Genomic DNA, 23,971 nt, shown 5'->3' on the forward strand with positions numbered 1-23,971 from the left:
AACCAACTAAAATCTGACTAATCTAAGCGACTAATACCATCATTGATCAGTTTCGGCGTGATAAATATCAGCAGCTCTTCTTTGGTATTGCTGCGCACGTCTTTACGGAAGGCACGACCGATATAAGGCAAATCACCTAAGAAAGGTACTTTATCGACGCCATTATTAGTACGGTTTTTAAAGACGCCGCCCAATACAATGGTTTGACCATCTTCAACAATAACGTTAGTAGAAATCGAGTCTTCAGCGATGGCAACCTGATTATTAATAATGGTCGGTGTGCCATTGGTGATTAGCAGCTGCAAACCAATCTTACCATCTGGAGTAATATTTGGCGTGGCTTCCAAACTTAAAGCAGCTTCTTTAAAGCTAGTAGTAGTCGCACCACTTGCTGATGCTTCTTGATAAGGAATCTGCGTACCAGAAGATACTTTTGCCGTTTGCTTATCAGAGGTCAAAATCTTTGGCGTAGAAATCACTTCACCGCGGTTGTCTGCTTGCATGGCTGACAACTCAAGATCGAGCATAAAATCAGAAATACCTAGCAGACCAAAGGCAATACGACCTGCTGGATTATCAACGCCTAAATCAACGTTTAGATTGTCAGGACGAGTAATATCGTATTTAGGATAAGAGACGGTCTGACCATTAATAGTCGTGGTCTGCACATCAAAATCTTTTAAGTCCCATAAAGTTTGGTTACTGCCACCGACCAACAAGTTCCGATTATTGGCAGCGCCATTTGACAAGATACCCCAACGCACTCCAATCTCTTTACTAAAGCTATCAGTCGCGCTAACGATACGCGCTTCAATCATGACCTGACGGACAGGAATGTCGATTTTACCAATCAGCTTATGGATATTTTCAATGCTGGCTGCCACATCTTTAACAATCAAAGTATTGGTACGCTCATCGACTGTTACCGTCCCACGATTAGAGAGCAAGCTATTGCTATCTTTAGTATTAGCATTGGCGCTGCCAGTATTACTACCGCCAGAGGCGCCACCACTACCTTGAGAGATCAGGGTTAGGACATCTGCCGCTTTTGCGTAGCTTAGACGGATATATTCAGTACGTAACGGTGCATAAGACTCAACCGCTTGCTGGGCTTCAAGCTCACGTGCTTCTTGTTCAGCAAGCTCAGTTGAAGGCGCAACCAAAATTACGTTACCGTTTTCACGTTTGCCCAAATTTTTACTTTTAAGAATGATATCAAGTGCTTGATCCCAAGGTACGTTGATAAGGCGCAAGGTAATATTACCGGCGACCGAATCACTAGCAACGATATTCATCTCTGTAAACTGCGCTAAGATATCTAGGACACTACGAATCTCAACATCTTGAAACTCCATAGATAGCGCTGCACCGGTATAGACTTTTTCTTCAAGCGTCGGCTCACGTAGCAGCTCAGGTCGTCTGATACCAATATTTAGCTGACTGCCTGATTGATAGGCTTGATATTCAAAATCGTCTTTCATATTGATGGTAATAACACCATTTTGACCTTGGTTTTTAGTATCAATACTGTCTACCAAACCACCATTAACATTCAATCGGCGTAGCAGATTTCTAGGTACGGTACTGCCTGTCAAACGCACAACCAGCTTATTACCTTGACGCTGAACGTCTACAGGAATCGCTTCATTGGCAAGTGAGATACTAACGTTACCACCGCCATCATTCCCTGCTGAAAAATTCACAGCGCTTAGCCCATCATAGCTATACTGCTTGCTGACTTGTGCAGAGGCAAGTTGTGGGCTTAATAAAGGGTTGACACGTACGACCATGGTGTCAGCAGGTACTTGGTTTTTTGTGACTGTGGTTCTAATAGGCGCGACAGCAACGCTACTGGTTTCAACAATGGGCGTAACCACAGCCGTGGTAGTAATAGCCGAATTGCCATTTAGGACATCTTGTACAGGGTCGTTGGTAATGACTTTCGTGACCACCGGAGCAATCACTGGACGATTAGGGTCCGTAATCGTCAGCAATAATTCATTGCCATCAATCGCGGTGGTATAGTTGCCCGTCTTTTTTAGCCCAACGATAAGACGGGTGGTATTGTCACTATTTAAGGTGGTGACCTCATTGACCATACCGATATTATATTCTTTAAAGCGACTAGCAAGACCGTTTTGCACCTGTTCAAAATCCAGCACCAAACGGCTAGGATTGTCGAGCTGATAAGCGGCTGGTAATACTGGCGCACCTGAAAACCCTAAACGCATTTGCGTTACGGCTGGCGCAGTCTGCACCACAGAGACATTGTTGATGCGCTGCTCGGCATGGGCAATGCTACTTACAGCTACCATACTCATTGCCAATGCAGAGATGGCAAAAGTAGAAGATACGCGGTTGCTCATCGTCATTACCTTGTTATTGCGTACTGTCATTATTTATTCCTCAAAAAATCTGCCGACTTAGCTTATAGGGGACACCAGTGACTGGGGTTTTTCAACAAACCCAGCACGGCTGTCTGGCACAATTTCAATCAAGTTAATCTGAGTCGGTGTGATTTCAACAATACGACCGTCATTCAATCCAAGATAATTACCCACTCTAACACTAGCAACTGAGCCATCAGGACGCTGTACTAAAGCATACTGTTGACCTTCAGGCGAGATAACCACACCGCGAAAAATCAGTTGTGTCAGCTCGTACTGTTCAAGCGGTTCTTTGACTCGGGTTATATCAGGGCGTACCCCATCAATAAAGGTGGTCGGACCTTGTACGTTCACTAAACTCGGTGGCAAAAATGGACTACGCTGCGCACTGGCGCTATAGACAAAATCTTCTACCAGCTCGGCCTGAGGAGGAGGCTCAATCGGCTGCGCAGGCTGGTTACGGATATCAGCCATTGCCTGTTCTGCTAAACCGATACGATCCGTACAACCCGTTAGAGATAAAACAGTAGCGCTTAACAGCAATAACCTTAACTTAGGCAGTTTGTAGCTAGTCATTAGTTGCCTCCTGCAGCAGCATCGGTGGGTACAGCTTCAGCCGCCGCTGCATCACCTTCAGGGACCGCTTCTTTGGAGCGATAGGTTTTGGTTTGCAATACCAAATTTAGCTCGGGTAAAACATCCAAGGTTGGCTGCGGATTACTGACTTCGAAGTCGTGCATGGTGATAATCCTTGGTAAAGCTGCCAAACCACTAATAAAACTACCAAATTGATGGTAGTCACCCAACGCTGCAATACGAATAGGCTGCTCAATAAAGAATTCATTTTCAATTTCAGGCTCGACAGATATGTCCTGAAAACGTATGTTACTGCCCACGCCCGTCATATTGATACCCTCAACCAATTCTGATACACGGGTATCTTTTGGTAGCTGGTCAAGCAAAGTATTAAACTCCGCTTCCATTTGAATCACTTGAGCTTGATAAGCTTGCAGATGGCGCGCGCGCGATTCTTTTTCACGGTAGCTATCGAGCAAGGTTTGTTGTTGGCTTTCTGCTGCTGTAATTTCATCGATTTTACTGCTGATTGGTAATGCCCATGACAAAGCAGCAATCAAAGCAATAATAAAACCAATGACAGTGACTTTAACAGGCAGCGGCCAACTGCCATAGTTTTCAGAATCCAATGACTCAAAACTGCGGCGAAACTCATTTAAATCAAACTGCTTTCTTTGTCTTATCACTGTCTTTTTGATTTTAATGCGGGTTTTTTTACGGGTCAGTTTCATAACTCACCTCCAGGTACAATAGCGCCATCAGCACCTTCGACAGGCACGGCAGTTTCAGACTGTACTTTAGTCGTGATCACAAACTGCACATAGCTGTCTTCAGGATAAATAGGACGCGGTTGTTCACCTGGCGTAGTGACCGTATTTTCCAAAACGGGGGCTGCTTGATAAGCGGTAATATTTTGCTGAATATTACTTACGGCTGAATCGCCCATCCACTTACTGCTATCAAGATTACGAATCAAACTTGATACCACATTTGGATTGTCAGCAAGACCTGTCAATGTTAATACATCCCCTTCACGTTTTAGATTATTCAAATAAAGCGCTGGCGGAATGGCTTTAGCAAGATCATCCCATAGACGTACAGGTACAGGACGTCGACCTTGCAAGTCTTGAATAACTTGCATACGTGAGATGATATCTTCACGGCGCTGCTCTAAGCTATCAATCTCGACCAACGCTTTATCCAAGCGAGCGTTTTCTTGTTCAATCAGTGCATTGGCATCTAATTGTTCAGCAAGTTCGTTATTAAAATAACTCCACGTCGCAAATGCTGCAAGCAGAGACAACAGTGTCACTGCCACCACCAAGGTGATAAACTCTTTATTGCGGCGGGCACGCTCTTCTTCTCGCCAAGGCAGTAGGTTAATACGAGCCATTAGTCAAAGCTCCTTAACGCCAGACCGCAAGCGGCCATTAAGCTGGGTGCATCAATCGCCAGTTGCTCATGATCGATATGCGGCGCAATAGTCATATTAATGAACGGATTTGCAATACTCACAGGCACGCCCAATCGCTGCTGCGCCATACCAGCAAGACCCGCAATAGAGCTACTGCCACCAGCAAGGACCACATGATCGATACTACTATATTGACTTGAGGAGAAATAAAACTGTAAAGAGCGAGTGATTTGTTGGATGGTATTTTCTATAAATGGTGTTAAGACATCAGTATAGTAATCATCAGGTAGAGCACGCTCGCGCTTACTAATAGAAGCTTCTTCAGCAGACAAACCATAGCGGTTTTGGATGGCTTCTGTCAGCTGACTGCCTCCAAATAACTGCTCACGACTATAGATAAACTCGCCATTTTTGGCGACATATAGTGTTGTTTGATTGTGTCCGATATCAACCAGCGCCACCAAATCTGGCAAGTTTGGCAGACTGTCTGCCATCAAGCCAAAAGCACGCTCAATGGCATGCGACTCAATATCCATTATCTTGGTTTGCAGACCACCAAAGGTTAAGGCATCAACTCTTTGGTCAACGTTTTCTGAACGAGAGGCGGCAAGCAGTACTTGCACCATGTCATCATTAATAAGAGAGGGACCCAATACTTCAAAGTCCAAATTGACGTCTTCTAGCGGATAAGGTATGTATTGGTCAGCATCCAAACGAATTTGAGCTTCACGCTCAACGTCACTTAGCACCATATCCATATCGATGATTTTAGTAATCACCGCTGACCCTGAGACTGCTGTGGCTGCACTACTACCCGCCGCTTGGCAACGCCTTGCTAAGCCTGCTATAGTATTGCCTACCACTTCCGTGTCTACAATGAGTTTGTCGATGACTACGCCTTCAGGTAATATTTCAGTACCATAAGATCTTAGGTGAAAAACGCCTTGTTGGCGCTGTATGTCAACCAACTTCACTGAGGTGGTACAAATATCCACGCCAATCAAATGTCGACTCTTAGAAGTAAATAGCCTCACAAACTCTATACCTTATATTAAGTGTACAATCTGATAGTTATTTGTAATAATTTAGTACAATACTTTACTTAACAGATAGATTCAAGCATTTAAATGTCCTGTAGAGGCTAACTTACACATTTATTATTACTTGGCTATTTTGTTCAAGGTATAATGTTTTTTATCTGTTGCAAACCTTAATCGATAAGTCTGACTATGACCAAAAAAAATGCCACCGTTCGTCTCATTCACTTTTTGGTGGGGCTTTTCATTGCCTGTCTAGCGTTGGCGGTTGTATTAGCGCTTGCCGTCCCTATTGGCTTCTATGGTATGGCGATGTATTTATCGCCAACGTTGCCAAGCACGCAAGAGATTAAAACAGCAACTTTAGAGATGCCATTACAGATATATAGTAGTGATGACAAATTGATTGGGCAATATGGCAACCGTTTATCATTACCTATTACCTTTGAAGAGATACCGGAAGACTTGACCCATGCTTTTTTGGCAGCAGAAGATTCTTCATTTTTTCAGCACAGCGGTATTAGTATTAAAGGATTAGGGCGGGCGGTCACCGAAGTGGTGACGGATGATGAAAGCCAAACAGGTGGCTCGACCATCACCATGCAGGTCGCCAAAAATTATTTTCTAAGCTCAGATCGCACGTTAAATCGCAAACTAACGGAATTATTTTTAGCCCGTAAGATTGAAGACGAGTTGAGTAAAAACGATATTCTTACCCTTTATGTCAATAAAATTTACTTAGGTGAAGGCGCTTACGGTATTCGTGCGGCTGCCAAAAAATATTATAGTAAATCATTAGAAAATCTCACCATTGCTGAGATGGCAATGCTTGCAGGTTTGCCGAAAGCACCCTCTAAATACAATCCTGTTGCCAATCCAAGCCGTGCGCTCACACGCCGTAACTGGATTATTGGTCGCATGCATGAATTGGGTTACATCGACAAAACCCAATATGACGAAGCCATTAATGCGCCCATCGGTATTAAGCTTTATCAAGAAAAGCTGGATGTTAATATGCCGTATTTGGCAGAAATGACGCGCGCAGCTTTGGTTGATCGTTATGGTGAGCAAGTTATGCATGGCGGCTGGCGTGTACGCTTGACGGTTGATAGTCAAGCACAAATAGATGCAGAAAAGGCAATTTTATCTGGCTTGGTTGCTTACGAGCATCGCCATGGCTGGCGCGGCGCCGAAGCAAATGATGAACCGCTAAAGAATTTTAGTCGCTATAGCAATATGTCGCCTGCCAAAGTGACTAAAGTGAATAGCAGTAGTTTTGAGGCAACCATGCTTTCAGGAGAAAGCGTGACCGTTAATTGGTCTGGTATGCGCTGGGCACGTAAATATATCTCTGCTGATCGCATTGGTTATTTTCCAAGTAATGCCAGCCAAATAGTGAGTAAGAACGATATTATCCGCCTGATACCGACTGCTAGTGGTGGCTGGCAGCTTGGTCAAATACCTGAGATACAAGGTAGTTTGGTTTCTCTGAATCCTGATACCGGTGGCGTTCGTGCCTTGGTCGGTGGCTTTGATTTTAACCATAGTAAATTTAACCGTGCTCTGCAGGGCTGGCGTCAACCGGGTTCTACCATTAAACCCCTTGTCTATACAGCAGCATTAGAAAAAGGCTATCGTCCAGATAGTATAGTTTCGGATCGCCCGCTGCAAGTAGGTGACTGGAAACCAAAAAACTCTGATGGTCGCTTCTTAGGTGATATTACGTTAAGCCGCGGACTTTATTTATCACGTAACTTAGTATCTATTCGCTTGCTGCAAGCAATTGGCATCTCTGACGCTCGCAACTTATTAGATGAATTTGGTCTTGATAAAGAGAAGCTGCCAACTACTTTGTCTTTAGCGTTGGGTACAGGTCAAGCAACCCCATTACAAATGGCAACCGCTTACGCCACCTTTGCCAATGGCGGGCATCGCATTCAACCTTATTTTATTGAACAAATTTATAACTATAATAATAAGCTTTTATTTCAAGCCAATCCTCAGCAAGCTTGTGCCCTATGTTTCAATGAGCAGCTCGACGATGTCAATAAAAAACTAACAGAAGAATATGATGCAAAAATTGAGGAGAGTAAAAAAGTAGCTGAAGACGATAAAACAGGCGACGCTAAAGAATCGCCGGCAAGTAAAAATACAGAAACCGATATAGAGGCTGACAAGAGTAAAACCCCTACTAAAGACAGTAACAAGATTGATTTGAGTATTTATGATGCCAGCCCAGAATCAGATCGCCTAAAAGCACCTGTTGTACAGTACGTACGCGCTGAACAAGCTCCGCGTATTTTAAAGCCTAAAGTCGCTTATGAGATGGCAGATATTTTACGTGATGTAATACAGCGTGGTACAGCGTTTAAAGCAAGATCTTTGGGACGTGATGATATTGGCGGCAAGACAGGAACCACCAATGAAGCGAAAGATGCTTGGTTTGCAGGCTTCCATCCTACCAATGCAACCGTCGTCTGGATGGGATTTGATCAACCATCAACCATGGGTCGTCGCGAATATGGTGGTGTGGCAGCCCTACCCGTTTGGATGGATTTTATGAAAGCCCAACTTAAAGACACGCCTAGCCAATGGGTCTCTATTAATAACCGTGCCAAGTCCAAGAAACAAAAGCAAAACATTATAGAGATGATGGATGAAGGGGTCATTGAACTTGATGGCGAAGATATTGATACAGGCAAATCGGAAAAACCAGTAAAGACATCTATTCAGAAGCGCCAGCCACCTGCTCCAAAACCTGTTGAAACGCCGGCTGTTACGACCGATGTTAAACCTGCTAATAATGGTATTACTAATAGCCCAGCGCAGAAACCAAAACCATTAGTAGTCAAGCCTGTAGAACGTATGCCAGCGATGCCTGAGTAATAGACTGCTTAGAGCGTCTGCTTTCTGTATTGATACATTTAAAAAGGCTGGTTCAGTAAACACTGAGCCAGCCTTTTTTATAGGACATATTTCAATTGCATTTAATTTTATGCCCTACTCAGCTTAAAGGTAGCAGCTAATCATTAAGTACTCATAACGAAGCTTTGAAAATATAATCTAAGCCATAAGAACTAAAATTCCACCATACCAGCACGTAGCTGCTCAATCAGCTCCAAAAACTGTTGGCGCCATTCACGTATGGTCGCATCATCTGGCAACCATTGATTGGAAAGTGTCACTACATTGACAATCAAATCAGGCACTTGTTTTTTGTCGTCAGCCGCTTTATCCACCGAATGCTCAGATATCACGGCATATAGACAACGCTGATAGGCATGTTCTATATCAGCCAGAAATCCTTGCTGCTGTAACTGCTTTAGACGCTGCACTTCAGGTGATACTTGCGTACGCTCGATCAGTGCTTCTTCGATATCTAGCAACGTCGGCGTCGTCAGCGTTATATTATAAAAGTGACCAAGCTCTTGTAAAAAAGCTAAAAACGTACCGTATAGATGAAAAATAGCGGTCTCACAATGTGCTTGATATAACTGCTTGTCAGTTGTGTCTGCAGCGGCTTGACAGGCAAGGCGGCAAAAATATAGCTTTTGATTGGTACGGTCAGCTTGATATTTGGCAACGCGAGTTTTATCTGCCATGCGCTTATCCTTTTTAGTGAGTACTGCTAAAAATAATCGGAAATTATGAATACTTATGAATACTTATGAATACTTATGAATACTTATGAATACTTATGAATACTTATGAATACTAGAGCCAAAATCTCTGACTATTTAAGTAATGCGGTTATGCAGTGTACTATTTTATCTCATCATTTCCCAAGAAAAAACTTGTTGTGATGGAATTTTAAAGCAAAAAAAGCCAGCAACTTAGGCTGGCTTTTTATTTATTCAAATAACTAAATGCTATCTAGTTTAATGATTACCTTGATTCAATTCTTGAGCAAAGGCTTCATCGAAGCTTGCAAAGTCTGTCGCATCAGTCGTTGCTGACATATCAAACGCCGCATTTAAGTCTTTATCTTGCAGTTTTTGCTCTGCTTTTTCTTTACGAGCTTTATGATAAGCAAGACCAGTACCAGCTGGAATCAAGCGACCAACGACTACATTTTCTTTCAGACCACGTAACTCATCCACTTTACCAGTGACCGCAGCAGCCGTTAGGACACGAGTCGTTTCCTGGAACGATGCGGCTGAGATAAAGCTTTCGGTTGCCAAACTTGCTTTGGTAATACCAAGTAATTGACGTTCAAACTGAACTGGAAATTTGTCTTCCGCTTCTAGCTTGGCATTCAATGCTTTGATATCAGCATATTCTACTTGATCACCTTTAAAGTGGTTTGAATCACCGCCATCAGTAATTTCAACTTTACGCAACATCTGACGAATAATAACTTCGATGTGCTTGTCATTGATTTTTACGCCCTGCAGACGATAAACGTCCTGCACTTCGTTAACGATATAATCAGCAAGCGCGGTTTGTCCTTTCAGACGTAAGATATCATGCGGATTTTGTGGACCATCAGCAATAACCTCACCACGAGCAACAGTCTCGTTTTCGAAGACGTTAATCTGACGCCATTTCGGGATCAGCTCTTCATGAATCTCGCCATCTTCATTAGTAATAATGAAGCGATTTTTACCTTTGGTTTCTTTACCAAAGCTAACAACACCCGTCATTTCAGCCATGATAGCGTGATCTTTTGGACGACGTGCTTCGAATAAATCAGCTACACGTGGCAGACCACCGGTAATATCTTTGGTACCTGAAGACGCTTGTGGTACACGACCTAGAATCGAACCGGCCGCAACTTTCTCACCGTCGCTAACGCGAATGATGGTTTCAGCAGGTAAGAAGTAAACGACTTCTTTACCTTCGTCTGTGTTCAAGATAATCGCCGGACGTAAGTCTTTTGCTGAGCTTGAACGATCTCGAGTAGCTAGAATCTCAAACGAGCTCATACCAGTCGCATCATCAACTTTTACGGTAGCAGTTAAGCCATCAGTAATCTCACTGAAACGTGCGGTACCCGCGAATTCTGTAATAATAGGATGCGTGTGCGGATCCCACTTAGCGATGGTTTGACCACCTTCAACTTGGTCTTCATTTTTTACAAGAACGCTTGAACCATAAGGTACTTTATAGCGCTCACGCTCACGACCAAGCTCATCGGTCAAGGCGATTTCAGCTGAACGCGATACGATAACCAAATGACCATCGGTATGCTGTACAGTCTTCATGTTTTCAAAATGCGCTTGACCAGCACTACGGACTGAAATGCTGTTGTCCACAGAAGCAGAACTTGCCGCTCCACCAACGTGGAAAGTACGCATGGTCAACTGAGTACCAGGCTCACCGATAGACTGCGCCGCCATAACACCAACAGACTCACCGATATTCACTTTATGACCACGAGCAAGGTCACGACCATAGCACTGTGAACAAACGCCATGTTCGATATTACAAGTAATCACTGAACGTACCCAGATATCATCGATTGCATTGTTATCTAGTACTTTAACCCAATGCTCATCGATCAACGTACCCGCTGGAATCAAGATTTTTTCAGCATTATCGTTATAAGTGACATCACGTGCCGTTACACGACCTAGTACTAGCTCGCCGAGCTTCTCAATGATTTCACCACCTTGGATATGTGGCTTCATGAGCAAGCCTTGCTCAGTACCACAGTCATCACTGGTAATAACCAAATCTTGTGCTACGTCAACCAAACGACGCGTCAAGTAACCTGAGTTAGCTGTTTTCAATGCCGTATCCGCAAGACCTTTACGCGCACCATGCGTTGAGATAAAGTACTGAAGTACGGTCAAACCTTCACGGAAGTTAGCTTTGATCGGTGTTTCAATGATTGAGCCATCTGGCTTAGCCATCAAACCACGCATACCAGCAAGCTGACGAATCTGTGCGGCACTACCACGAGCACCAGAATCTGACATGATAAAGATAGAGTTAAATGACTTCTGCTCTTCTTCTTCACCTTTAGCGTTGATAATTTTATCAGTCGCTAAGTTGTCCATCATCGCTTTAGCGACTTTGTCATTAGTACGTGACCAAATATCGACCACTTTATTATAACGCTCACCAGCCGTTACAAAGCCTTGCTCAAACTGGTCTTCAATTTCACGCACTTCAGCTTCAGCGACTTCGATGATTTGCTTTTTCAGTGGTGGAATAACCATGTCATCGATACCGATAGACACACCAGATAGTGTCGCTTGTGCAAAACCAAGATACATCAATTGGTCAGCAAACATAACACTTTCTTTTACGCCCACTTTACGGTAGCAAGAGTTGATCAGTTTAGAGATATTCTTCTTAGTCATCTCTTCATTACATTCATCAAACGACATACCAACAGGCATGATGTTCCAGATTAACAAGCGACCAGCAACGGTATCTTTGATACTCGTCTCTTTAGTACGATTGCCATCATCATCAATATGCGTTTCAGTGACACGAACTTTAATCTTGGCGTTAACATGTAAATCGTTTGAACCAATTGCACGTAATGCTTCATTAACGGTGGCAAAAATCATGCCCTCGCCTTTGGCATTTACTGACGAGCGGCTGATGTAATACAAGCCCAATACAACATCCTGTGATGGTACAATGATTGGCTCACCGTTCGCAGGAGACAAGATGTTGTTGGTCGACATCATCAGCGCACGTGATTCAAGCTGAGCTTCTAGTGTCAATGGCACGTGAACGGCCATTTGGTCACCATCAAAGTCAGCGTTGAACGCGGTACAAACTAGAGGGTGAAGCTGGATGGCTTTACCTTCGATTAGTACTGGCTCAAATGCTTGTAGACCTAAACGGTGAAGTGTTGGCGCACGGTTAAGGAGTACTGGATGCTCACGGATAACCATGGCCAGCATATCCCACACTTGTGGCTCTTCACGCTCTACCATCTTTTTGGCAGCTTTAATCGTTGTCGCTAGACCATGAGATAACAGTTTGTTATAAGTAAATGGCTTGAACAATTCAAGTGCCATTTTCTTCGGTAGACCACACTGATGTAGACGTAGTGTTGGACCTACAACGATCACCGAACGACCAGAGTAATCAACACGCTTACCAAGTAAGTTTTGACGGAAACGACCTTGCTTACCTTTGATCATATCGGCCAAAGATTTCAATGGACGCTTATTACTACCAGTAATAGCTCGACCGCGGCGACCGTTATCAAGCAAGGCATCTACTGACTCTTGCAACATACGTTTTTCGTTACGTACGATGATATCAGGAGCGCTTAACTCAAGTAGGCGCTTTAAACGATTATTACGGTTAATAACGCGGCGATATAAATCGTTAAGATCTGATGTTGCGAAACGACCGCCTTCTAGTGGTACTAGCGGACGCAAATCTGGTGGTAGTACTGGTAAGATATTCATTACCATCCACTCAGGCTTGTTATTAGAATCACTGAATGCTTCTAATAATTTAAGACGCTTAGACATCTTTTTAAGCTTGGTTTCAGAACCCGTTTGCGGAATCGCTTCACGCAGCTCATCAATCTCTAAATCTAAATCGATATCTTTTAAAAGGTCTTGAACCGCTTCCGCACCCATTTTGGCAGTGAATTCATCGCCAAATTCTTCAAGGGCTTTATAATAATCTTCGTCATCAAGCAGCTGATACTTCTCCAAAGAAGTCAGACCTGGCTCAGTCACGATGTAGCTTTCAAAATACAAAACGCGTTCGATATCACGAAGTGTCATGTCTAGCAATAGACCGATGCGGCTTGGCAATGATTTTAAGAACCAAATATGCGCAACAGGGCTCGCTAAATCGATATGACCCATGCGGTCACGACGAACTTTAGCGGTCGTGACTTCAACGCCACATTTTTCACAGATAACGCCTTGGAACTTACGACGCTTGTATTTACCACATAAACATTCAAAATCTTTTACTGGACCAAAAATTTTGGCACAAAAAAGACCATCACGCTCAGGTTTGAACGTACGGTAGTTAATAGTTTCAGGTTTTTTTACTTCACCATGCGACCATGACTTAATAACGTCAGGCGATGCCAAGGTAATTTGGATGCTATCAAACTCATGGTTACCATTGCTGGTAGGGCTTTGCATGATATCGAGTAAATCTTTCAAGTTGCTTCTCCGTTATCTTTATAATCATCTGACAGCGTATTATGAGCGCGGCCACGATGAATGAAGGCAATGAATAGGGTTGAGACAAATTACTAAAAGCAGCAGCAATGAGCATACTGCCTTTAGTTGACAACTAAGTTAAACAACGGATTTAGTTGCTTTGTTTTAACTCAATATTGATACCCAGTGATTTGATTTCTTTGGTCAATACGTTAAACGATTCAGGCATACCTGGATCCATATATTGCTCACCATCGACGATGTTTTTGTACATACGCGTACGGCCTTCAACGTCATCCGACTTCACAGTCAGCATCTCTTGTAGCGTATATGTCGCGCCGTAAGCTTCTAGTGCCCAGACTTCCATCTCACCGAAGCGCTGACCACCAAACTGAGCTTTACCGCCCAATGGCTGCTGCGTCACTAGTGAGTAAGAACCAGTTGAACGCGCATGCATTTTGTCGTCAACCAAATGGTTAAGTTTGAGCATGTACATATAACCGACCGTTACTTTGCGGTCAAACTTCTGACCAGTACGACCATCATACAACGTCTGTTGACCATCGCGATCCATACCAGCAAGCTCTAACAGATCTTTAACTTGGCTTTCTCTTGCGCCGTCAAATACTGCTGTGCCCATTGGTACACCAGCACGCAAGTTGTCTGCTAGCGCCATGATGTCATCATCACTCAAGCTATCAAGATCAACTTGCTCACCGCCGACTTGGTTATAGATTTTGTCTAAGAAGTCACGTAAGTCTTTGATTGCTGCTTGCGATTTGAGCATACCATCGATCTTCTCGCCCAAGCCTTTTGCCGCCATACCCAAATGCGTTTCTAGAACCTGACCGATGTTCATACGAGATGGTACACCAAGTGGGTTCAAGACGATGTCAACGGTATTACCATTTTCATCATAAGGCATATCTTCAACTGGCATAATGCGTGATACCACACCTTTGTTACCATGACGACCAGCCATTTTATCACCAGGCTGAATACGACGCTTAACCGCTAGATATACCTTAACGATTTTTTGTACGCCATGTTGTAAGTCATCACCAGCGGTTAGTTTGCGTTTTTTCTCAGCAAACTTCACATCGATATCTTTTTGCTTATCAACCAAATACTCAGCGATTTGCGTTAGACGCTCAGAGATTTCTTCTTCAACAGGCTGAATATCAAGCAAGGTCTCAAGGCTCATATCTTTCATATCAGCCAATGCCATCACTGTACCGGCTTTTAAACCTGAACCACCACTGACTTTTTGACCATCTAATAGATTACCAATACGACCACGAGCCGCTTCTTCAAAGATACGTAACTCTTCTTTTAAATCTTTACGGTAGCTATCAAGCTGTGATTTTTCAATCGCTCTTGCACGTGCATCTTTTTCAACGCCGTCACGAGTAAAGACTTGAACGTCAATAACCGTGCCTTTGCTTGATGTTGGTACACGTAGCGACGTGTCTTTAACATCAGCCGCTTTTTCACCAAAGATAGCCCGGAGGAGTTTCTCTTCTGGCGTTAGTTGCGTTTCACCTTTTGGCGTCACTTTACCAACTAGAATATCACCAGCATCAACTTCAGCACCGATATAAACGATACCCGCTTCATCAAGGCTTGATAGAGCTGCTTCGCCAACGTTTGGAATATCAGCAGTAATCTCTTCAGTACCTAGCTTGGTATCACGCGCTACACAAGTCAATTCTTGAATATGAATAGTGGTGAAACGATCTTCTTTAACCACTTTTTCAGACAGCAAGATTGAATCTTCAAAGTTGTAACCATTCCACGGCATAAATGCGATACGAATGTTCTGACCCAATGCCAACTCACCAAGATCCGTTGATGGACCATCAGCCAAGATATCACCTACAGCAATAGCATCACCTTGGTTGACGATAATACGTTGGTTGATACAAGTGTTTTGGTTAGAACGCGTATATTTAACTAAGTTATAGATATCAATACCGGCTTCACCAGCAATCATCTCATCTTCATTTACACGAACCACAACACGTGAGGCATCTACATCTTCAATCACACCGCCACGCTTAGCGATCACACAAACACCTGAGTCACGAGCAACGTGACGCTCCATACCGGTACCTACTAACGGCTTATCAGCACGTAGCGTAGGAACTGCCTGACGCTGCATGTTCGAGCCCATAAGCGCTCGGTTAGCATCATCATGCTCTAGGAATGGAATCAGACCTGCGGCTACCGATACAACCTGACTTGGTGACACATCCATATGCGTCACTTTTTCTGGCGGCATACGGACAAACTCACCATAGCTACGCACACTAACCATTTCATCAGATAACGCCCCATCGGCAGTTACTGGTGAATCAGCCTGTGCAATGACCGTACCGACTTCTTCAATCGCTGACAGATATTCAATAACGTCCGTTACTTTACCATCAACTACACGGCGATAAGGTGTTTCCAAAAAGCCAAAGCTGTTGGTTTTAGCAAAAGTCGCTAATGAGTTAATCAAACCAATGTTTGGACCTTCAGGAGTCTCAATCGGACATACGCGGCCATAATGGGTATCATGTACGTCACGTACTTCAAAGCCTGCACGCTCACGGGTCAGACCACCGGGTCCTAATGCAGACACACGGCGTTTATGCGTGACTTCAGACAATGGATTATTCTGATCCATAAACTGAGACAACTGGCTTGAGCCAAAGAATTCTTTAACCGCAGCAGCAACAGGTTTTGAGTTAATCAAATCTTGTGGCGATAAATTATCAGATTCTGCTGAGCTTAAACGCTCTTTGACCGCACGTTCAACACGTACTAGGCCAACACGGAATTGGTTTTCTGCCATCTCGCCTACTGAACGAATACGGCGGTTACCTAAATGGTCAATATCATCGACTTCACCGCGACCATTACGAATCTCAATAAGCTCTTTTAGAACGTTAACGATATCGGCATTGGTCAATACGCTACGTTCACGCTGAATATCAGCGTCATCGGTATCTACAAAATCAAGACCTAAACGACGGTTAAACTTCATACGACCGACATTTGATAAGTCATAACGATCCGCGTTAAAGAACATGCTATCAAACAGTTTCTCAGCAGTTTCAACCGTTGGTGGTTCACCTGGGCGCATGACTTTATAAATTTCAATCAAAGCTTCTTCACGGCTTGATGTGCTATCAGCACGTAGCGTGTCGGCAATGTAACTACCTTGGTCGATATCGTTAGTGAACAGGATGCTGAATTCTTTGATAGATTCACTGGCTTCAAACGCACTTAATTTAACCAATAATTCATGGTCAATGAGCGTGTTAGCGCGAGCAATAACTTCATCATTAACGATGATGTCTTCGGCTAAAATGCGCTCATATAAGTATTCATCAGGAATAGAGATTTTAGTCATACCCGCTTCTTCAAGCTGACGGATACGGCGAGCATTAATACGTTTGCCCTGCTCAACAACCACGTCGCCTGCAGGCGTGACGATATCGAACTGTGCCATCTCGCCACGTAAGCGATCGGCAACCAGATCAATCTCGAACTGCTCTTCGCCTTTATAAACTCGCACTTTATCAAAGAATAAATCTAAGATCTCAGAAGTGCTTAAGCCTAAAGCGCGTAAAATAATAGACGCCAATAGCTTACGACGACGGTCAATACGAGCAAAAACCAAGTCTTTTGCATCAAATTCAAAATCTAACCATGAACCACGGTAAGGAATGATACGCGCGTTATAAAGCACTTTACCACTTGAATGCGACTTACCTTTATCATGGTCAAAGAACACACCAGGTGAACGATGTAATTGAGATACAATTACACGCTCAGTACCGTTAATAATAAAGGTACCGTTAGCAGTCATTAATGGCATCTCGCCCATATAGACGCTTTGCTCACGGATATCTTTAATAGCCGCTTTGCTGTCTTTATCTTTGCTGTCTTTGTCTTTGATGATTAAGCGAATTTTGACACGCATAGGCGCAGCAAATGTCGAACCACGTAAGATACACTCACGCTCATCAAATTCAGGCGTACCTAAATAGTATTCAACGAATTGTAGCTCTGCGTTACCAGAGTGACTCTCAATTGGGAAAATAGAAGAGTATGCAGCTTGCAAGCCAGTATTCTCACGAGCTTTTGGCTTTTTATGCTCTTGCAAAAATTGCTCATAAGAATCTACTTGGATAGACAACAAATAGGGAATGTCCATCACAGTAGGCAATTCAGCAAAACTTTTGCGAATACGCTTTTTTTCAGTATAAGAATATGCCATCGAGAGTCCTTACAGTAAACGTGGAAACAAATTAAAATCGCGGCTGGCGTGCATAAATACTATGCAAACTAAGCGACGTAAACGATAATATAAAACAGGTGTTCTTTTTAAAGCACAGTTAATCTTTTTAGGGCGTTGTATCAATTACTATCTTAACAATCAGTGCTTGCTTTGCACTCTAAATACGATCTTGCTATCGTTATTTAAGTCAGCCTATATGACTGCTCAGAGCGAAAACTTCAATCTTAAAGTGTTGCCAATATGTCACTTTTAAAGCTTAAGTGACAGTTGCTTTATCTAAATATAAATGCGACTAGCATTGTGTATAAACGATTTAACATCCAAACTGGTTACTGCCAAAATCAATATCGTCGCTGATGTATACCGTCTACGAGACTATATACTGACAGTAAAATCACGCTAGAAAGCTTATTCAATAGTTTTTGATTAGTAATAAATAGGACAATTATAATGCTTATAAATAATAATATTCAGAGTCAATATAAGTGATAATGTTAATAGAAAACGTGCAGACACAAAAAAATGCCAAACATCTATTGACGTTTAGCCACATTATCTGATTTCAATAACTACTAAGTGTGCTTGCATGTATATCGTCTGTCCTTTTGATGGGTATCCACCGTGTTGTTGCTTACGACTGTTGGCAGACACAAAAGGTCAAGCTACGAATTATAGTAAAAAAAAGCTGATAATGCAAGGCATTACCAGCTTTTTTTCGTACTGCCGTTAAACTATTTTAGTTCAACAGTTGCACCAGCTTCTTCAAGTTTCTTTTTCAACTCTTCAGCTTCAGCTTTGTTAACGCCTTCTTTGATTGGAGCTGGAGCGCTTTCAACCAAATCTTTCGCTTCTTTCAGGCCAAGACCAGTAGCTTCACGTACGGCTTTAATTACGCCAACTTTCTTCTCGCCAAAGCTGGCAAGAACAACGTCAAACTCGTCTTTTTCTTCAGCAGCAGCAGCAGCAGGACCAGCAGCAGCAGGTGCAGCGGCAACAGCAGCTGTTACGCCGAATTTTTCTTCCATAGCGCTGATTAATTCAACGATATCCATTACTGACATTTCAGCGATTGCGTTTAACACGTCATCTTTAGATAGTGCCATGAGAACTCTCCGTTATCTGATAAAAATTAATTGATTTTAAAATCGCTTGGATTGCTTGCCAAATTTTCAAATAGTGTTGGCAATAAAGTGCAATCGGCGATGTCAAAGTTACGTTAAAACAAGCAATTAAGCAGCTTCTTTTGCGTCTTTGATTGCTGCAACAGTGCGAACGAACTTGCCAGGAACTGCGTTCATAGTCTGGACAAGCTTGGTCACTGGTGCATTCATAGTAGCCATCAAGATAGAGATTGCTTCGTCGCGAGTTGGTAGCTTCGATACGCGCTCTAGCTCTTCTGGACCATAAACAACACCACCAACTGATACCAATTTGGTCTCTAAAGCTTTGTGATCTTTGCTGAAGTCAAAAATGACTCGAGCTGCAGATCCCAAATCTTCCATAGAGAAAGCCAAAAGTAATGGACCAGTCATACGGTCTGACATGCTCTCAAACTTAGTGCCTTCAAACGCGCGTTTTGCTAGGGTATTTTTTACCACTTTCAAAACGACGCCTTTTTCACGGGCTTGTTCGCGTAGCTTAGTAAGCTTTGCAACACCAATACCATGATATTCGGCAGCTACTGCTGAGTAAGCATTAGCAGCAACTTCAGACACTTCAGCCACAACTTGTTGTTTTTGCTCTAGCGTTAATGCCATAAGTTGACTCCTTTAATCTAATCAATCATCCTGTAATCTAAATTACAAACTAAGATTGACTTGATACGACACGTTACGAGTGTATTTGTTAAAAACAAATGTACTCATAACGACTGATTACGGCACCGTTATCAGAATGACATCAAGTGATAGGTTGCCCTATCGGCTCTTATCAACAACTGGGTGGGCCACCGTCTGCGTAGGACAATTAAGATTTTCATCTGTCATCGATTAACAACAGCAGCTCAATGTAATAAATTTTGATCTACAAGAGTCATAATCCATTTTACCAAACCGCTGTCTACCTACGGTCTTAGACAGCATAGCGTTTGCTACGCTGACCTAATTCTTTAAAATATTTTGTCCCATTATTCAAAATCGTTGAATAACAGATCATACTTAATTATTTCGCTGTGCGGTATGGAACTGGATCGATACTTAGACCAGGACCCATGGTGCTAGACAAGGTAATTTTCTTAATGAAAGTACCTTTAGAAGTAGCAGGCTTAGCACGTCTCAAATCTGAAATGAGTGCTTCAGCATTCTGGATTACTTGCTCAGCAGTAAAACCAACTTGACCGATAGTCGTGTGAATAATACCTGCTTTGTCTACACGATACTGTGCTTGACCAGCTTTAGCGTTAAGAACGGCTTCAGCAACGTTAGGCGTAACCGTACCGACTTTAGGGTTAGGCATTAGACCACGTGGGCCTAAGATAGTACCTAATTGACCAACAACACGCATTGCATCAGGAGCAGCGATAACCACATCAAAGTCCATGTTACCGGCTTTGATTGATTCTGCTAGGTCTTCAAAACCAACGATGTCAGCACCAGCTTCTTTGGCGGCTTCAGCAGCAGCACCTTGAGCAAATACAGCAACGCGTTTGGTTTTACCAGTACCAGCAGGTAGGTTGGTTGCGCCACGTACGACTTGATCAGATTTACGTGGGTCAACGCCCAAGTTTACAGCGATATCAATAGACTCTTTAAATTTAAGAGCTGGCAAATCGTTTAGGATTTGAACCGCTTCTTCGATCGTGTATTGTTTTTCGTGCTCAATACGGCTATTGATTTCTTTTTGACGCTTAGTAAGTTTACTCATTTACACACCCTCCACGGTAATGCCCATTGAACGTGCAGTACCAGCGATGGTACGAACAGCAGCGTCAAGATCAGCTGCAGTCAAATCTGCATCTTTAGTCTTAACGATGTCTTCTAACTGAGCACGGTCAACTTTACCGACTTTAGCGGTGTTAGGTGTACCAGAACCTTTAGCAATACCAGCAGCCTTACGCAAAAGGTAAGCAGCTGGTGGTGACTTCATGATGAAGGTAAAAGACTTATCGCTGTATACAGTGATCTCAGTAGGAATCGGTAAACCCGGCTCTTGGTTTGAGGTCGCAGCGTTAAATTCTTTACAGAACGCCATAATGTTCACGCCTTTTTGACCCAATGCTGGACCAATCGGTGGTGAAGGATTTGCTTTGCCTGCAGGCACTTGCAGTTTGATGTAACCATCAATCTTCTTAGCCATGATACTCTCCTAAATGGGTAATAGCGCCAAATCAATCTGGTATAAACCTTATTGACTAACAGCTCCCCGGTTGATGAACTTTTTTGCTGATTTAATCTAGCTTCTCAACTTTACTAAACTCAAGCTCAACCTGAGTCGGTCGATTAAATACGTTTACGGTTAAATGTAATTTAGACTTTTCGTAATCCACTTTTTCAACCAACCCTTTAAAGTCAGTGAATGGACCATCGATAACCAACAACTCTTCGCCCGGCTCAAATAGAGTCTTAGGACGCGGGTCAGTTTCAGTCTGATTTAAACGGTTTAGAATACGATCAGCTTCTACTTCCGTAATCGGCGCAGGCGTCTCTGGCGTACCGCCAACGAAGCCCATAATACGTGGGCAATCTTTAACGATGTGCCAAGTATTGTCGTTCATATCCATCTGGATCAATACATAACCCGGAAAGAACTTACGCTCGCTTTTACGTTTTTTGCCGTCTTTCATTTCGACGACTTCTTCAGTAGGTACCAATACATCGCCGAAAAATTCAGCGAATTCACTACGATTAATACGATCAGTTAATGAACGCTGTACTTGCTTTTCATATCCTGAAAATGCTTGGACAATATACCAACGCATATCACGCTCCTGATCATTATAAGTAAGTCGTTATCCATAAATCTTGGCTAAACAGTCGCTAATACGCGCCATTAACCAATAAATATGCCAACGAACCAATTAAAAAAGTTATCTAATAGCCAAACTAATAAACCAACAACCGCAATCATGACAATCGTTTGCCATGTATATTGGAAGGTTTCGTCTTTGCCAGGCCAAGTAACGCGGCGTAGTTCTACAGCAGCGTCTTTCAATAAAGTTTTAAATGCACGGCCCTGATTCGTCATTGCAAGACATAACAGCGCAAATACAAAAAGCGCAACGATAATACCAATACGTACCCAAAGGTCATTAGCAGGTTGCCAATAGCCGGGCAGATATTGATTAACTAACGTTGCACCAATTAAAACAACTGCGGCTAGTAACCACAAAATCACATCTTTTACTGAACCCGTCTTAGCAATCTCAACAGCAGTCGTTTGATTACCCGCTGAAATATGCTTATCTTTGGACAGCATTCCACCAGCAACTGCCTTGGCATCAGATAACTTAGTCTCGAGGTTATCTTGATTATTGCTCATAAAGAACTCACTTCGGAGATGGTGGGGTATAACAAAGATGTGATAAGAAGATGGCAGGCGATGTAGGACTCGAACCTACAACCCTCGGTTTTGGAGACCGATGCTCTACCAATTGAGCCAATCGCCTAGGGGTGTTAAGGCTGATAATTATACAAGGTTTTACTAAGAATGCAAGTTTTAAGACGATATTTTATTTGCTTAATACAATGAATCATTACTTTAATGAATAAAAGTCAGAAAATTCTGTTTAAAATCAAAAATAGAAGTCAAAATCTGAGATAGATTTATTGCTTTAAATTTTTAAACATACAGACCTTATTTTTACAAATACTAAATTGATTAACACTGTCATTCTATTAGCAAACCATACCCAAAAAAAAGCCACCCTCTTTCGAGGATGGCTTTTGACTAATTATTAACAACGATCAGATTGCTCTGACAGCGTTAAGTATTAGTTCAATACGTTAGCAACAACACCAGCGCCTACAGTACGGCCGCCTTCACGAATAGCAAAGCGAAGACCTTTGTCCATAGCGATTGGGTGGATAAGCTCTACGCCCATCTCAACGTTATCACCAGGCATAACCATTTCAGTACCGTCTTGTAATTGGATTGCGCCAGTTACGTCAGTGGTACGGAAATAGAACTGTGGACGATAGCCGTTTAGGAATGGTGTGTGACGACCACCCTCTTCTTTTGACAATACATATACTTCAGCGTCAAACTTGGTATGAGGAGTGATTGAACCTGGCTTAGCTAGTACTTGGCCACGTTGTACGTCTTCACGTTTAGTACCACGTAGTAGTACGCCACAGTTTTCGCCTGCACGACCTTCGTCAAGCAGTTTACGGAACATCTCTACACCAGTACAGGTGGTTTTTTGAGTGTCACGGATACCGACGATTTCGATTTCGTCGCCAACGCGTACGATACCAGATTCAACACGGCCAGTTACAACAGTACCACGACCTGAGATTGAGAATACGTCTTCGATTGGCATTAGGAATGCTTTGTCGATGTCACGCTCTGGCTCTGGGATGTAGGTGTCAAGAACGTTTAATAGTTCTACAACGGCTGGTTGACCATATTTTTCTTGTGAGCCTTTTAGGGCTTCAGTCGCAGAACCATGGATGATTGGGGTGTCATCACCTGGGAAGTCATAGTCGCTTAATAATTCACGAACTTCCATTTCTACGAGTTCAAGCAATTCTTCGTCATCAACAACGTCGCACTTGTTCATGAATACGACGATGTACGGTACGCCAACCTGACGTGAAAGCAGGATGTGCTCACGGGTTTGTGGCATAGGGCCGTCAGTTGCTGATACAACTAGGATTGCGCCGTCCATCTGGGCTGCACCGGTGATCATGTTTTTAACATAATCGGCGTGACCTGGGCAATCAACGTGAGCATAGTGACGTGATGGGGTGTCATATTCTACATGTGAGGTGTTGATGGTGATGCCACGTGCTTTTTCTTCTGGTGCTGAGTCAATAGACGCGTAGTCTTTGGCTTCGCCACCTGAAGTAATTGCAGCTACGGTTGCGATTGCAGCGGTAAGGGTGGTTTTACCGTGGTCAACGTGTCCGATGGTACCGACGTTAACATGTGGTTTTAGACGTTCAAACTTGGCCTTTGCCATGGGTATTTCCTCTTTTTTTAGGGTCAACTGCTTAATTTATATAAAGTAA

At 43.0% G+C, this 23,971-nt stretch carries 16 protein-coding genes and 1 tRNA gene; 1 reads left to right on the forward strand and 16 read right to left on the reverse strand.

Annotated features, from left to right (window positions below; all coding sequences use genetic code 11):
• Positions 1 to 17 precede the first annotated feature (17 nt).
• From pilQ to pilM, 5 genes are read right to left on the reverse strand one after another with little or no spacing between them, the layout of a single operon-like run.
• A complete protein-coding gene (gene pilQ / locus VLA57_RS04375; protein WP_133104808.1) occupies positions 18 to 2,396 on the reverse strand; it encodes a type IV pilus secretin PilQ in 2,379 nt (792 codons plus the stop codon).
• A 27-nt stretch (positions 2,397 to 2,423) separates the two neighbouring features.
• A complete protein-coding gene (locus VLA57_RS04380) occupies positions 2,424 to 2,963 on the reverse strand; it encodes a pilus assembly protein PilP (protein ID WP_133104809.1) in 540 nt (179 codons plus the stop codon).
• Complete coding sequence (locus tag VLA57_RS04385; protein ID WP_133104810.1) at positions 2,963 to 3,694, reverse strand: type 4a pilus biogenesis protein PilO; 732 nt, start codon at positions 3,692 to 3,694, stop codon at positions 2,963 to 2,965. Before VLA57_RS04385 ends, VLA57_RS04380 begins: the two co-directional genes overlap by 1 nt.
• Positions 3,691 to 4,356 carry a PilN domain-containing protein gene (locus VLA57_RS04390; protein ID WP_133104811.1) on the reverse strand — a complete coding sequence of 222 codons (666 nt, stop codon included), beginning with the start codon at positions 4,354 to 4,356 and terminating at the stop codon, positions 3,691 to 3,693. The genes VLA57_RS04385 and VLA57_RS04390 overlap by 4 nt, the downstream gene beginning before the upstream one ends.
• Positions 4,356 to 5,411 (reverse strand): type IV pilus assembly protein PilM, encoded by a 1,056-nt coding sequence (gene pilM, locus VLA57_RS04395; RefSeq protein ID WP_133104812.1) that lies wholly within the window; start codon positions 5,409 to 5,411, stop codon positions 4,356 to 4,358. Before pilM ends, VLA57_RS04390 begins: the two co-directional genes overlap by 1 nt.
• 195 nt (positions 5,412 to 5,606) lie before the next feature.
• Between pilM and VLA57_RS04400 the strand changes: the two genes are divergently transcribed.
• Complete coding sequence (locus tag VLA57_RS04400; RefSeq protein ID WP_133104813.1) at positions 5,607 to 8,300, forward strand: penicillin-binding protein 1A; 2,694 nt, start codon at positions 5,607 to 5,609, stop codon at positions 8,298 to 8,300.
• A gap of 191 nt (positions 8,301 to 8,491) precedes the next feature.
• Here the strand turns inward: VLA57_RS04400 and VLA57_RS04405 are convergent, their stop codons facing one another.
• The 11 genes from VLA57_RS04405 to tuf all read right to left on the reverse strand — a co-directional run bounded on the left by VLA57_RS04405 (position 8,492) and on the right by tuf (position 23,922).
• The gene (locus tag VLA57_RS04405; protein WP_133104814.1) at positions 8,492 to 9,016 is read right to left on the reverse strand and encodes a DUF6586 family protein; all 525 of its coding nucleotides are present in this window, start codon (positions 9,014 to 9,016) and stop codon (positions 8,492 to 8,494) included.
• A gap of 276 nt (positions 9,017 to 9,292) precedes the next feature.
• The gene (gene rpoC, locus VLA57_RS04410; protein ID WP_133104815.1) at positions 9,293 to 13,513 is read right to left on the reverse strand and encodes a DNA-directed RNA polymerase subunit beta'; all 4,221 of its coding nucleotides are present in this window, start codon (positions 13,511 to 13,513) and stop codon (positions 9,293 to 9,295) included.
• Positions 13,514 to 13,664: 151 nt separating this feature from the next.
• The gene (gene rpoB, locus VLA57_RS04415; protein ID WP_011514490.1) at positions 13,665 to 17,783 is read right to left on the reverse strand and encodes a DNA-directed RNA polymerase subunit beta; all 4,119 of its coding nucleotides are present in this window, start codon (positions 17,781 to 17,783) and stop codon (positions 13,665 to 13,667) included.
• Between the two features lie 752 nt (positions 17,784 to 18,535).
• Complete coding sequence (gene rplL, locus VLA57_RS04420; RefSeq protein ID WP_011514491.1) at positions 18,536 to 18,907, reverse strand: 50S ribosomal protein L7/L12; 372 nt, start codon at positions 18,905 to 18,907, stop codon at positions 18,536 to 18,538.
• A gap of 126 nt (positions 18,908 to 19,033) precedes the next feature.
• Positions 19,034 to 19,561 (reverse strand): 50S ribosomal protein L10, encoded by a 528-nt coding sequence (gene rplJ, locus VLA57_RS04425; protein ID WP_011514492.1) that lies wholly within the window; start codon positions 19,559 to 19,561, stop codon positions 19,034 to 19,036.
• A gap of 403 nt (positions 19,562 to 19,964) precedes the next feature.
• Positions 19,965 to 20,666, reverse strand: a complete 702-nt coding sequence (gene rplA / locus VLA57_RS04430) for a 50S ribosomal protein L1 (protein ID WP_011514493.1) — start codon at positions 20,664 to 20,666, stop codon at positions 19,965 to 19,967.
• Positions 20,667 to 21,098: a 50S ribosomal protein L11 gene (rplK, locus tag VLA57_RS04435; protein WP_010201717.1), complete on the reverse strand. Its 432-nt coding sequence runs from the start codon at positions 21,096 to 21,098 to the stop codon at positions 20,667 to 20,669.
• A gap of 91 nt (positions 21,099 to 21,189) precedes the next feature.
• A complete protein-coding gene (gene nusG, locus VLA57_RS04440; protein ID WP_011514494.1) occupies positions 21,190 to 21,720 on the reverse strand; it encodes a transcription termination/antitermination protein NusG in 531 nt (176 codons plus the stop codon).
• A gap of 71 nt (positions 21,721 to 21,791) precedes the next feature.
• Positions 21,792 to 22,280, reverse strand: coding sequence for a preprotein translocase subunit SecE (gene secE, locus VLA57_RS04445; RefSeq protein ID WP_020444319.1), 489 nt, complete (start codon positions 22,278 to 22,280; stop codon positions 21,792 to 21,794).
• A 51-nt stretch (positions 22,281 to 22,331) separates the two neighbouring features.
• Positions 22,332 to 22,407 (reverse strand) — tRNA-Trp (locus VLA57_RS04450).
• A 324-nt stretch (positions 22,408 to 22,731) separates the two neighbouring features.
• Entirely contained in the window at positions 22,732 to 23,922 is a 1,191-nt protein-coding gene (tuf, locus tag VLA57_RS04455; RefSeq protein ID WP_011512793.1) for an elongation factor Tu, read from the reverse strand.
• Positions 23,923 to 23,971: the final 49 nt, after the last annotated feature.

It is taken from the genome of Psychrobacter sp. S4(2024), assembly GCF_036861305.1.
Taxonomy (GTDB): Bacteria; Pseudomonadota; Gammaproteobacteria; order Pseudomonadales; family Moraxellaceae; genus Psychrobacter; species Psychrobacter cryohalolentis.